This is a genomic window from Flavobacterium davisii, from assembly GCF_042182265.1.
Lineage (GTDB): Bacteria > Bacteroidota > Bacteroidia > Flavobacteriales > Flavobacteriaceae > Flavobacterium > Flavobacterium davisii.
In genome coordinates this window covers 2,659,815-2,672,372 of record NZ_CP097869.1, presented here as the reverse complement: position 1 = coordinate 2,672,372, position 12,558 = coordinate 2,659,815, and the positions used below count along the sequence as shown (strand labels likewise).

General features: G+C 27.3%; 12 protein-coding genes. 3 read left to right on the top strand and 9 right to left on the bottom strand.

Translation table 11 applies throughout. From position 1 onward, the window contains the following. Window positions 1-70 precede the first annotated feature (70 nt). The 4 genes from NAB20_RS11380 to NAB20_RS11365 all read right to left on the bottom strand — a co-directional run bounded on the left by NAB20_RS11380 (window position 71) and on the right by NAB20_RS11365 (window position 3,159). Window positions 71-1,555: an aminotransferase class V-fold PLP-dependent enzyme gene (locus tag NAB20_RS11380; protein WP_105197061.1), complete on the bottom strand. Its 1,485-nt coding sequence runs from the start codon at window positions 1,553-1,555 to the stop codon at window positions 71-73. 183 nt (window positions 1,556-1,738) lie between these two features. Beyond that, window positions 1,739-2,182, bottom strand: a complete 444-nt coding sequence (locus NAB20_RS11375) for a sensor of ECF-type sigma factor (RefSeq protein WP_375605158.1) — start codon at window positions 2,180-2,182, stop codon at window positions 1,739-1,741. Window positions 2,183-2,199: 17 nt separating this feature from the next. Beyond that, on the bottom strand, window positions 2,200-2,586 hold the full coding sequence (locus NAB20_RS11370) for a hypothetical protein (protein ID WP_375605157.1): 387 nt from the start codon (window positions 2,584-2,586) through the stop codon (window positions 2,200-2,202). Between the two features lie 30 nt (window positions 2,587-2,616). Then, window positions 2,617-3,159, bottom strand: a complete 543-nt coding sequence (locus NAB20_RS11365; protein WP_235877889.1) for an RNA polymerase sigma factor — start codon at window positions 3,157-3,159, stop codon at window positions 2,617-2,619. Between the two features lie 96 nt (window positions 3,160-3,255). On the opposite strand from NAB20_RS11365, the gene NAB20_RS11360 reads away from it, so the two are divergent. Then, window positions 3,256-3,906 carry an HAD family phosphatase gene (locus NAB20_RS11360; protein ID WP_088394373.1) on the top strand — a complete coding sequence of 217 codons (651 nt, stop codon included), beginning with the start codon at window positions 3,256-3,258 and terminating at the stop codon, window positions 3,904-3,906. Window positions 3,907-4,303: 397 nt separating this feature from the next. Here the strand turns inward: NAB20_RS11360 and NAB20_RS11355 are convergent, their stop codons facing one another. Both NAB20_RS11355 and NAB20_RS11350 read right to left on the bottom strand, forming a co-directional pair. Next, complete coding sequence (locus NAB20_RS11355; protein WP_127823053.1) at window positions 4,304-5,038, bottom strand: YggS family pyridoxal phosphate-dependent enzyme; 735 nt, start codon at window positions 5,036-5,038, stop codon at window positions 4,304-4,306. Window positions 5,039-5,043: 5 nt separating this feature from the next. Then, entirely contained in the window at window positions 5,044-5,754 is a 711-nt protein-coding gene (locus NAB20_RS11350; protein ID WP_105197056.1) for an AAA family ATPase, read from the bottom strand. Between the two features lie 427 nt (window positions 5,755-6,181). Between NAB20_RS11350 and NAB20_RS11345 the strand changes: the two genes are divergently transcribed. Then, window positions 6,182-7,012, top strand: a complete 831-nt coding sequence (locus tag NAB20_RS11345) for a universal stress protein (protein WP_105197055.1) — start codon at window positions 6,182-6,184, stop codon at window positions 7,010-7,012. Between the two features lie 341 nt (window positions 7,013-7,353). On the opposite strand, the gene NAB20_RS11340 is transcribed toward NAB20_RS11345, so the two are convergent. Both NAB20_RS11340 and NAB20_RS11335 read right to left on the bottom strand, forming a co-directional pair. Beyond that, on the bottom strand, window positions 7,354-8,229 hold the full coding sequence (locus tag NAB20_RS11340) for a hypothetical protein (protein WP_375605156.1): 876 nt from the start codon (window positions 8,227-8,229) through the stop codon (window positions 7,354-7,356). Beyond that, the gene (locus NAB20_RS11335) at window positions 8,229-9,662 is read right to left on the bottom strand and encodes an MBOAT family O-acyltransferase (protein ID WP_375605155.1); all 1,434 of its coding nucleotides are present in this window, start codon (window positions 9,660-9,662) and stop codon (window positions 8,229-8,231) included. Before NAB20_RS11335 ends, NAB20_RS11340 begins: the two co-directional genes overlap by 1 nt. A gap of 297 nt (window positions 9,663-9,959) precedes the next feature. Between NAB20_RS11335 and acs the strand changes: the two genes are divergently transcribed. Next, window positions 9,960-11,867 carry an acetate--CoA ligase gene (gene acs, locus NAB20_RS11330; protein WP_105197052.1) on the top strand — a complete coding sequence of 636 codons (1,908 nt, stop codon included), beginning with the start codon at window positions 9,960-9,962 and terminating at the stop codon, window positions 11,865-11,867. Window positions 11,868-11,993: 126 nt separating this feature from the next. Here acs and NAB20_RS11325 read toward each other — a convergent pair whose 3' ends face one another. Continuing rightward, window positions 11,994-12,557, bottom strand: a complete 564-nt coding sequence (locus tag NAB20_RS11325) for an exonuclease domain-containing protein (protein ID WP_105197051.1) — start codon at window positions 12,555-12,557, stop codon at window positions 11,994-11,996. Window position 12,558: the final 1 nt, after the last annotated feature.

The window sequence follows — 12,558 nt, the reverse complement described above, 5'->3', positions numbered from 1 at the left end:
CAGTGATTGTATTTATTATTGGCTCTTCGATTCGAAGGAAATATTAAGTTAATCTCTATTTTGTATTGACTTAAATGTCGAACCAATGTTTAATTAAATTATCAATAGATTGTGCATTTTTATGAGTATATTCATTGGTTTTAGTGTTGTATAAATAATCATTAGACCATTCTTGATGATTTTGAGCTAAGGAACAGATGGCTTTGCAAACTAATTCAATTTCATGATTAGTTGTAGTAGGGTGTATAGACATTCGTATCCATCCAGGTTTAACAGTTAAATCACCAGAATCTATATTACAAGTGATAGCATTTGATTTGTCTTGATCAACATGTAATAAATAATGACCATAAGTACCTGCACAACTACATCCACCACGAGTTTGAATACCAAAACGATCATTTAATATCTTAACACCTAAATTATAATGTAAATTATCTATATAAAATGAAATAACGCCTAATCGGTTTTGATGTTGTTCGGATAATATCGTTAAATTCGGTTCTTTTTTTAATTCATTAAATATGTAATCAACAATTTCTTTTTCACGTTTTAAAATATTTGCTACACCCATTTTTTCTTTTAACTGAATGGCTAATGCTGTTTTTATAACTTGAAGAAAACCAGGAGTACCACCATCTTCACGATCTTCTATATTGTCAATATATTTATGTTCTCCCCAAGGATTGGTCCATGATACAGTACCTCCTCCTGGGCAATCAGGCACGTTATTTTTGTATAAATTTTTATTAAAGATGAGCACTCCAGAAGTTCCTGGCCCTCCTAAAAATTTATGGGGAGAAAAGAAAATGGCATCTAAATAGGCTTCAGGATCTTCAGGATGTATATTAATTGTTACATAAGGTCCTGAGCAAGCAAAATCTACAAAGCATACACCTCCATTTTGGTGCATGATTTTTGCTACTTCATGGTAAGGCGTTTTAATGCCTGTAACATTCGAACAAGATGTGATAGATGCTATTTTAAAGCTTCTATCGCTATATTGCGCTATTATTTTTTTAAAATTTTCTAAACAAAAAAGACCTTCTTCATTGGCTGGAATTATTACTACATCGGCAATAGTTTCTAACCAAGAGGTTTGATTAGAGTGATGCTCCATGTGAGAAATAAATACAATGGGTTTTAATTCTTTGGGGATATTAGTATAACTTTTTAAGTTCTCAGATATTCTTAAACCGAGAATTCTTTGAAATTTATTAACTACTCCCGTCATACCTGTACCATCTGTAATTAAAACATCATTTTCGTCAGCATTTACATGGTTTTTAATAATTTTTCGAGCTTGATGATAAGCCATGGTCATAGCTGTCCCAGATACAGTCGTTTCAGTATGAGTATTTGCCACAAAAGGACCAAAATCGTTTAATATTTTTTCCTCAATTGGTCTGTATAACCTCCCTGAGGCAGTCCAATCTGTGTAAATGATTTTTTTTCTTCCAAAAGGTGAATCAAATTCTTGATTAATTCCTACAATATTTTCTCTAAATTTTAAAAAATATTGTTCTAATGTTGTAGATTTTTCAGTTGTAATCATTTGTTTCTTATTTGGATCCAAATATACATTATTTACTTATTTTGGAATAGATTTTTAAAAAAATGATGAATAATTTGTACTATTTATTTTTTATAATGATTTCGTTTAGAGGAAATTTTAGATTTCATTTATTATTAAAAAATAATAAAAAATGAATTAATTTGATTTTAAGCCTAAACTAATTTATTTTTCAAATTTTCTTTTTTTTATTTGATTAAGTAATTTTTGTTTAAATTCTATCTCTATTTGTCTTAATTTAATAATTTTTTGATTTGGAATAACTCCTTGTAAACTTTTAACTAATGATCGTTTATTTTGTCTAATTTCAGTTTCTATTTTTTCTTCTTGATCCATTAAATTTTGCACTTCTTTATCAGATAAAGAAGTAACTTCATTAACATTTAGTTCTTGCATTAGTTTCTTTTTTTGTCTTTGAAGTTCAAAATGTTTACTATCAAATTGATTAAATACAGGCCAAAATTTTTCAGCTTCTTCAGGAGTTAATTCTAATTTATCAGATATAAAAGCGATACGTAATGCTTTTATTTTCTCTATCTTTTCTGTTTTTTCTTGTCCAGAACTAAGTTGAAATGATAGAAATATAAAGAGTATAATTATTTTTTTCATAGTATTTTAATAATTAGTTATAAGTATTCATTCAAATAAATAGACGTTTGATGATCTATAGAAGTAAGTTCCTTTTCTAAATCTGTTAAATCTTCATTTGTTAAATAATCAACTAAATCTTCAGTCATTATATCGTCTGAATATGCTAAATATTCTTGTGTAGAGACCAAGGTAGAAGTATTCGTTTGATAAAAATAAATCCAAGTAAAAATAGATAGAACTATTACGGCAGCAACTCCATATATCCAAATGTTTTTTTTCTGTCCAATAGAAAATACTTTAGCTGTTTTTGTTTTCTGGTTTATTTTTGACATTAGACGATCTTCAAAATTTAAAAAATAATCATCAGGTACTTGATAACCAGCATTAATTTTAGGGTCTGTATTTATATTAATTTGATTCATATTAATAGGACATCATTGAGAAGGAAAGGTTTAATTTGAGTTTAAAAAATCTTCAATTTTTTTGACAGCATGAAAGTAGGAGGCTTTTAATCCTCCCACAGAAGTTTTTAATATTTGACTAATTTCTTCATATTTTAATTCTTCAAAATATTTCATTTTAAATACTTGTTGTTGTTTTTCCGGTAGTGAAGCTATGGCTCTTTGTAATTTTAGTTGAATTTCGTTTCCATCAAAATAAATATCGGCTTCTAATTTTTGTATCATTTTTGCTTTTAATTCGTCATTAGATAAACCTTTTTTCTTGGCTTTACTATTTAAAAAACTGATAGCTTCATTTGTAGCAATACGATAGATCCATGAATAAAGTTTGCTTTCCCCTTTAAAATTTTGAAGATTTTGAAATACTTTTATAAATGTATTTTGCAAAATATCGTCTGTGTCATCATGATCTATTACTATATTTCGTATATGATAATACAATGGTTTTTGATACATACGAATTAACTTCCTAAAAGCTTCATTTTGAGTTTTAGAATTTAAAAGTTCTGCTAAAAAAAGAATTTCGTCTTGCAAGATAGTTAGGCTTTCAGTATAAGACTAAAGATATTTAAAAAGGTTTAATTTTAAATATAAAAAGCCTTTGTATCTTTGGGTTTAAAATTAAATTTTATGATTAAAACTGTCATTTTTGATATGGATGGGGTTATTGTAGATACAGAACCTGTTCATAAGTATGCTTATTATGAACATTTTAAAGAGTTGTCTATAACGGTTCCTGAGATTATGTATACTTCTTTTACTGGTAATTCTACACGAAATGTTTTTCAAAAATTAAAAGAAAATTTTAATTTAAAAGAAGAGGTGGAGGCACTTATATTGAGAAAGAGGGCACTTTTTAATGAGGCTTTTGATACGAAACCTGATTTAGAATTAATTGAAGGTGTATTGGATTTGATTAAAAAATTGCATGCTGAAGATATTCAACTCATTTTAGCTTCATCTGCTTCAAAAAGTACGATAAATCGGGTATTTAATCGGTTTGATTTAAATCAATATTTTACACATAAAGTAAGTGGAGAAGATTTTCCAAAATCAAAACCAGATCCCGCTATATTTTTACATGCTGCTTCACTTTCAATAGCTCCTAAAGAAAACTGTATTATTATTGAAGATAGTACTAATGGGGTTCGAGCGGCTCATGCAGCAGGAATTTATTGTGTGGGTTATAATAGTATTAATTCTAAATTACAAGATTTGTCTTTGGCTAATGAAATTATTCATCATTTTGATGAATTCAATTTTTTAAAAAGTATAATTTAAATGATTTGTTTTAAATATATTAATGAGAGAGTAATGAGTTAATGAGTGATTATAACCTTTCAAGATGGATATACAATTAATAAATCATTATACTACAAAAATAAGAATTATTAGTTTTTTTATTATTTGTTAGTATTCCTGACAATACATTTAACCCAAATTCCCTATTATACTCGAAGAAAATGAATTGCCGAAGCCAATTTATTTCAGGTTATTCATTACAATTTAAGCACTTGCTTCCCTTTAAGTATGAAAATAGTTCCTATTTTTTCTTATAAAATTTTCCGTAAGCAGTTGAATTTATTGAAAATTTTGTTTTATAAGAAAGTTTAATACGGAATCTGGGTTTAAAATATTATTTTGAAGTGTCTGTTAATTTTTCCTTACATCTAAAAAATTAAATTTTATTTTCATCCCAATAATAACTATCAGGATAAATTCTTTGTCCAAATATTGCAGTACCAACTCTTATGATCGTTGCTCCCTCTGCTATTGCAATTTCTAAATCTCCACTCATGCCCATTGAAAGTTCTTGCATTTCTACATTTGGAATATCAAGAGCTATTATTTTTTCTTGAATATTTTTTAGTAATCGAAAACATTCACGTATCTTATCTTTTTCATTACTAAATAATCCTATTGTCATAAGACCTTTTATTTTTAGGGTACTAAACTGGGCTATTTTTTGTATAAAATGAAAAACTTCATCAGGCGCTATACCAAATTTGCTATTTTCATTGGAGGTATTTATTTGTATTAAAACTTCTATTGTTTTATTTTCAAATTGTAATCTTTGATGTAATTTTTCTGCCAAATCCAAACGATCAAGAGATTGAATACAAGAAACATCATATTTTAAAATCTCTTTTATTTTATTGGTTTGTAAATGTCCTATAAAATGATTTGTATGAGGAATTTCTTTTAATAATTCATATTTTTCTTTTAATTCTTGTACTTTGTTTTCCGCTATTAATTTGTTTCCATTATTTAAGGCTATTTTGATGCGTTCAGCGGAAACGGTTTTAGTTGCTAATAGTAATTTTATTTCATTTGGATTTCTATTACTTTTTTTACAAGCATTATTTATACGTTCTTCTATAATTTTTATATTTTGTATAATTTTTTCTTCCATAAGATTTATTTCTTGTTTTTTTCCAAGGATGCAATTATTATTGATTTTATAACGGTATATATGTAATCTTTAGCTTCAGCAAAGGATATGTCATATTTACGTTCTATGTTTTGACAATTTTCAGGAAATTTTGATAAAAGAGTATCATAATATTGATCTAAGATTTCTTTTTGAGGTATTTTGAAATTAATTTGTAATTGAAAACGTCTTAATAAAGCGATATCAATAATTTCAGGATGATTTGTGGCACATATTAATAAAGCTTTATTTGGAAAATAATCTATAAGTTGTATAATGGTATTTACTAATCTTCTCATTTCACCTACGTCTTTATCATCATTTCCTCTTGCTTTTCCAATTTGATCAAATTCATCTAAGAATAAAATAGCATGATCTCGACTGGCTTTATCAAAAATTTGTTTAATATTTTGAGATGTTTCTCCTATACGTGAGCATACTATATTACTTAAGTTGAGTATTAAAATATTTTTATCTAATTCTTTTGCAATAGCTTTAGCTGTCATTGTTTTTCCACAACCTGAATTGCCATGTAATAAAATTTTATTATTTACAGGCAGTCCATATTTATTTAATTCATCAAAATAAATATGCTCTTTTATAAGCTGATTTATGTTTTTTTTACTGATTTCATCTAGAAATACGTCATTTAGAGCGATCTGTTCTTTGTCTGTTATTATAAGGTTCTGTAAATTCATAAATAGTTCAGAATCTGAGTTAAAAGAATTATTTTATTTTTCAAATATAATTAGGAAGCCTAACAAAAACAAGTGAAAATTTAGCTTAATTTTTATCTTTATCCAAAATTCTGCATTAGACTTGATAGTGAAGATAAAAAGAGAAATAAAAAGTCTTGTATCTTTTAGATTGCCTCTATTTAAATATATCAAATGACAATTATCATCATTTTTATTATTATTTAGATCTAAATTAGATTACAAATTAGGAAGAGCAATTTAATCAGGCATAAAATAGGGGAGAACAGAGATCTTTCCGATTGACTTTCATTTAGATTTTTCACTAAATTTAAGTCGCAATATTTTAAAAAAATAGTGAATTACTAAGTCCTTCTTTTAAAGCTAAAAATTTTAAGAAATAAACTATCATAACTAAAACTTAATATATATGAAAACCATTTTAGTTCCTACCGATTTTTCAGATGCAGCTAATAAAGCCAGTCTTTTTGCATTAAAATTAGCAAAAAAAAACCAAGCAAAAGTGCTTTTATTACATAGCTATAATTTGCCCATTATAGATGTGCAATCAAGTGTTTTGAGTGCTAATATGTTGTATTCAAGTGTTGATTTAGATGAATTTGAACTATTTAAAGAAAATAATAAAAAATTAAGTGAATTAGCTTATTCAAAAGGACTAGAAGATGTAGAAATAAGTCATAAAATTGTTTTGGGTGAGTTAAATGTAAGTATAAATCAATGTGTAAAAGAAGAACTAGTAGATTTTATCGTAATGTCAACTTCTGGAGATGATGATTGGTTTTCTAGAGTTATGGGAACAAATACTGATTCCGTTATTTTAACAGGTAATGTACCTACATTAGTCTTACCTGACGGATGTAATACAGAAGATTGGGAAACTATAGGTTTTACCACCCGATTTAAGGAAACGGATAAAGAAGCTTTTGTAAATACAATAGATTTAGCTAATAAATTAGGTTGTACCATCAAATGTTTACATGTTGTAAATTCAGCAGATAAAGTATCTGATGAAATAATAAATTCTTGGAAAGAAAATTTTGAAAGTGATAAGGTTCATTTTGTCTTTGATACATCAGAAAATGTAATGGATGGAATTGAGAATTTTATTGATAATCATCAAATACATTTGTTAGGTATGGTTACCTATAAAAGAGATTTTTTTACAGAATTATTTACTAAAAGACTCACTCAAAAAATGACACATAGAGTACATATTCCGATACTAGTACATCATGCTTAATCATCTTATTAATAAGGAGTAATTCAATTTTTTTAATTAGCTGTAACTTGCTATACTGTATAAAAAAGTAAATGACTTTAAATATAAATAATTAAAAAGGAGGGGGCTGAAAAGTTAAAATTCAACGTCTAATCTGTCATTTGGACAATAAGAAACTTGAAAACTTTACTCAAACAGGCGAAACAAGACATATCATGAGTATCATCTCTTTTTCCTATGGTCGAAAATGGCAGAAAGGTGTCCTAAAGGACACCTTCTTTTTTAATTATATCAATTACAAAATGACTTGAACAAGGAAATCGATAATTAATTTTATTTAAAAAAATATTAATTATTTCCAATCAAAATGTAAGATGATTTAGTATATAGTTGGTAAATTTAATAGCTCCTTTGTTATTTAAATGACCGCAGGATGAAAAATAATAATCTTCCGTTACCGCGTTTTCAAAATTATAAATTTCGGGGTAAATTTTATTTACATTAGAAAAATAATTCATGCCTTTGGTACACTTACACATAGGAGTCATGACTAAAATTAAACGAATATTATTTTTTCTGCATATTTCTTTGATATCATCTAAATAATGATTTCGAATAGGTTTTAATCCAGCAATATTATTTTTCATTCTCCGCCAATTAGTACCTTCTAGAGGATAGTAACCTTTATTATCTAATAAGTTTGTTTTTTCTTTTGAAAAAGCATTTTTTACTTCTCTAAAACCAATTTTGCTATCAAATTTTATATAGCGATAAAAAGGAATATAATAAAGTTGTAAGAAATCTGCTTCTGATTTAAAATGATCTTTTATAATTGAATTAGTATGCAAATAGGGCATAAAACGTGCTGTTGTTCCCTCATCTCTTTTTTCATTGCAAACGCTTAAATCAGCTTCTAGTAATAAATTTTTGATTTTAACCTTTCGTTGAAGCATTATTTTTAATAATAAATTAGTTTCAAAAAGATGAGAACCACTGATACCAAAATTAAACGTTTTGTAACCTTTTTTTTCAAAAAGAGAAGGAATAAAATGATTATTAGCACGAGATGTTCCCATAATAACGACATCATATTTTTGGGGTTTTATATGCAATACATATTCAATTTTATTTCTTTTATTAGAAGAAGAAAGAATAAAGGTATAAGTTAGATCAAGAAAAATACTACCTAATATAACAATACATAATAGTACTAAACTATGTTTTAAAAATTTTTTCATTAGAATTGAAAATATATAAATTCTTTATAATCAGAATAAACACCTAGAGCAATTAAAGTTAAAATCAAAATAAATAATTTTATAAAAGCAAATCTTCCCGAAATAGGTTCCGTTTTGCCTCTATTAAACCACTCAAAAATGATAAATAATACTACTAAAGGGATTAATTCATGAGAATAACGTTCATTATCTAAATATTGTGTAGTGAAATCTCTATTAGTAAATAATCTATAAATATAATTATAAGCATTTGTTATCGTTTTAGCTCTAAAAAATATCCAAGCTAAAGTAGAAAGAACAAAAGTATTTAGTATATTTAGTAAGGTTTTAATTCCAGAAAAATTCCATTTAAAATCTATGTTTCCAACATTATTCCTATTTTTATTTAATATCAACAATGGTAAAAAATAAATAGCATTTATAAGTCCCCACATAATAAAAGTCCAATTAGCTCCATGCCAAAATCCGCTAACTAAAAAGATTATGAATGTGTTACGAACTTGCATCCATTTTCCACCTTGGCTTCCTCCTAGAGGAATATATAAATAATCACGAAACCAAGAGGATAAGGAAATATGCCAACGACGCCAAAATTCAGCAATATCTCTAGAAAAATAAGGATAATCAAAGTTTTTTAATAAATCTATTCCAAATAATTTTGAAGTACCCAAGGCAATGTCAGAATAACCACTAAAATCACCATATATTTGAAAGGCAAAATAAATAGCTCCTAATAGTAGTGAATAACTATTCATAGTGTCTGAATGATCAAAAATAGCATTAGCATATAAAGCACAAGAGTCCGCAATTACCACTTTTTTAACCAAGCCCCATATAATTTGATAAGATCCTTCTTTTGCTTTTTCAAAATGAAATATTCTTTTAACTTTTACTTGTGGGAGTAAATGAGTGGCTCTTTCAATAGGCCCCGCTACTAATAAAGGAAAATAGCTAACAAATAAAGAATAATCAATAAAATTATATTCTGCTTTAATTCTTTTTTTATAGATATCAATAACATAAGATAAACCATGAAAAGTGTAAAATGAAATACCTACAGGTAAGATCCATTTTAACATATAAGGATGTATTTCAAATCCTATCTTGTCACATAAATCAGCAAAAGACTGTACAAAAAAGTTATAATACTTAAAAAGGCCCAAAAAACCTAAGTTTATTCCAATACTAAGCCAAAACCAAAATTTAGAAATTCTTTCATTTTTACTATTTTCAATCTGGATACCTGATATATAATCTAAAAGTGTTGAAAAAATTAATAAAAATAAAAAACGCCAATCCCAACAAGCATAAAAATAATAACTAGCTATAATTAATATGGTATTTTGACTTCTTTTCGATTTATTAAAAACAAACCAATAGAGAAAAAAGATGACAGGTAAAAAAATTGCAAATTCTAAGGAATTAAAAAACATTTTATCTTATTTTATTAAAAAACACAAACTCATAAAAATGAATAAACCACTTATACCTATTTTTTAACGATTTTGAATGTGCAAAAATAATTTAAATTATACTTGTTTGGATATTGTTTTGTTTTATTCTTTTCAATTAAAATAGAAAAATAGATTTTTTTAAATATAGTAAGTAGATTTTTTTTTTACTTTTTGCGAATATTTAATCATTTATAAATTGCGAACTCATTATAAATATGGTATTTTCGCTTTTTAGAATTTTAACGAGTCATAAACCATTTTATAAAAAGGCAAATCATGAGTTATTATACCATAAAGGATTTAGAAAACTATTTTAAAATGTATAAAAAATCGGTACGTGAACCCAAAAAATTTTGGGATAAAATAGCCGATGAAAATTTTATTTGGTATCAGAAGTGGGATAAAGTTTTTGACTTTGACATGCAAAAAGCTGAATTTAAATGGTTTATTGATGCAAAAGTTAATATAACAAAGAATTGTATTGATCGTCATTTAGCTAGACGTGGCGATAAAACAGCTATCATTTTTGAACCCAATAATCCAGAGGAAACATCACAAAAGATTAGTTACAATGAGCTTTATCAAAAAGTCTCAAAAATGGCCAATGTTTTACTTGAACAAGGAATAGAAAAAGGCGATAGAGTTTGTATCTATTTACCTATGATACCAGAATTAGCAATTGCTATTTTGGCTTGTGCTAGAATAGGAGCTGTTCATTCCGTTATTTTTGCAGGTTTCTCAGCAGGCGCTTTAGAAGCTCGTATAAATGATTGTCAAGCAAAAATGGTAATTACATCAGATGGTGCCTATAGAGGTGATAAAAAAATTAATTTAAAAGGTATTGTAGATGAAGCATTAGAGCGCTGTCATGCTGTTAAAACAGTTTTAGTTGTAGAAAGGACTAAAGATACGATAGACATGAAAGCAGGGCGTGATCATTGGTTACAACCTTTATTAGATAATGCTTTAGATACTAGCGTAGCCGAAATTATGGATGCTGAAGATCCTTTGTTTATTTTATATACTTCAGGTTCTACTGGTAAGCCTAAAGGAATGGTACATACTACGGCTGGCTATATGGTTTATACCGCTTATACTTTTAAAAATGTTTTTAATTATAATGATGGCGATATTTTTTGGTGTACAGCAGATATAGGTTGGATTACAGGACATTCTTATTCTTTATACGGACCACTTCTAAACGGTGCAACAACAGTCATAAGTGAAGGAATATTATCTTACCCTGATTTTTCACGCTATTGGCAAATAATAGAAAAACATAAAATAACGCAATTTTACACAGCTCCTACAGCAATTCGTTCTTTAGCTAAAGAAAATTTAAATTACGTACAAAAATTTCCTTTAAAATCATTAAAAGTAATTGGTTCAGTAGGTGAGCCTATTAATGAAGAAGCGTGGCATTGGTATAATGATCATGTAGGAGGAAAACGCTGTCCTTTGGTAGATACTTGGTGGCAAACGGAAACAGGCGGAATTATGATAGCACCAATACCATTTGTAACTCCTACTAAACCTACTTATGCAACACTGCCTTTACCTGGTGTACAACCTGTTTTAATGGATGAATTAAGAAATGAAATAGAAGGGAATCAAGTAGTAGGAAGTTTGTGTATTAAATTTCCTTGGCCAAGTATTGCTAGAACTATTTGGGGAGATCATGAACGCTATAAAGAAACCTACTTTTCACAATTTCCTGGTAAATATTTCACAGGAGATGGTGCATTACGTGATGAAGTAGGATATTATAGAATTACAGGTAGAGTAGATGATGTTATTATTGTTTCAGGACATAATTTAGGAACAGCACCTATTGAAGATTCTATTGATGAGCATCCTGCTGTGGCAGAAAGTGCTATCGTTGGATTTCCTCATGATATAAAAGGAAATGCTTTGTATGGTTTTGTCATTTTAAAAGAAACAGGAGAACATCGTGATCGTGAAAATTTAAAAATTGAAATTAACCAAATTATTTCAGATCAAGTAGGTCCAATTGCTAAATTAGATAAAATCCAGTTTGTTAGCGGTTTACCTAAAACTCGTTCAGGTAAAATTATGCGTAGAATTTTAAGAAAAATAGCTTCTGGTGATTTGGAAAACTTTGGAGATATTTCTACATTATTAAATCCAGAAATAGTTGAAGAAATAAAAAAAGAGAGTGTCTAAAATAAATTGTATTAAATCATCATTTAAGTTTATAACTCTCAAAAAAAGGAGGAATTATATGATATATAATTCCTCCTTTTTTGATTTAGTTTTTGAAATAGATAGAAACTTTTGCGTAATCTGGGTTTAATTAATTTTTAGTTTCCCTCTCATTTTTAAAAACAACAAACCAATATTAAATGCTAAATTCGCTGAAGTTTGTATTTCAGGATTTTTTATTTTGTACGTAGAAAATAGTTCTTCTAGTGAAAAATTTTTAGAATTTAGATCCAAAATTCTAGTTTCCATGACTTCTACATCTAATAAATTATTTTTGATACGACCGCTATGTAACTTTGAAAGATATTCATTTAAAATATCAATATCATAATGTATTCTATGTCCAACAAGTGTAGCATTACCTATAAAATGGATAAAGGCTTCAATGGCTTGAGCTTCTTCATAAGTCAACTCTTTAGCATTCATTATTTTATCCTTTTCTAATTCAATTTCTAAACTTTGTTCAACGATAATTTGATTATGTTGAATGACAACAGCCCCTATAGATATAATTTTATCTTTTAAAGGATTTAATCCTGTTGTTTCAATATGCAAAGCAACTTTTCTTATAGAAGGTGTTTCTAATTGAACTAAATAATTTTTCCAAAAATCTGGATATTCTTTTCCTAAATGTTTTAACCAATCGAGCATT

Bases quoted from the DNA above. Each gene is read 5' to 3' on its own strand.
- NAB20_RS11380 (WP_105197061.1), bottom strand. From the start codon at position 1,555: ATGATTACAACTGAAAAATCTACAACATTAGAACAATATTTTTTAAAA.
- NAB20_RS11375 (WP_375605158.1), bottom strand. From the start codon at position 2,182: ATGAAAAAAATAATTATACTCTTTATATTTCTATCATTTCAACTTAGT.
- NAB20_RS11370 (WP_375605157.1), bottom strand. From the start codon at position 2,586: ATGAATCAAATTAATATAAATACAGACCCTAAAATTAATGCTGGTTAT.
- NAB20_RS11360 (WP_088394373.1), top strand. From the start codon at position 3,256: ATGATTAAAACTGTCATTTTTGATATGGATGGGGTTATTGTAGATACA.
- NAB20_RS11355 (WP_127823053.1), bottom strand. From the start codon at position 5,038: ATGGAAGAAAAAATTATACAAAATATAAAAATTATAGAAGAACGTATA.
- NAB20_RS11350 (WP_105197056.1), bottom strand. From the start codon at position 5,754: ATGAATTTACAGAACCTTATAATAACAGACAAAGAACAGATCGCTCTA.
- NAB20_RS11345 (WP_105197055.1), top strand. From the start codon at position 6,182: ATGAAAACCATTTTAGTTCCTACCGATTTTTCAGATGCAGCTAATAAA.
- NAB20_RS11340 (WP_375605156.1), bottom strand. From the start codon at position 8,229: ATGAAAAAATTTTTAAAACATAGTTTAGTACTATTATGTATTGTTATA.
- NAB20_RS11335 (WP_375605155.1), bottom strand. From the start codon at position 9,662: ATGTTTTTTAATTCCTTAGAATTTGCAATTTTTTTACCTGTCATCTTT.
- acs (WP_105197052.1), top strand. From the start codon at position 9,960: ATGAGTTATTATACCATAAAGGATTTAGAAAACTATTTTAAAATGTAT.
- NAB20_RS11325 (WP_105197051.1), bottom strand. From the start codon at position 12,557: ATGCTCGATTGGTTAAAACATTTAGGAAAAGAATATCCAGATTTTTGG.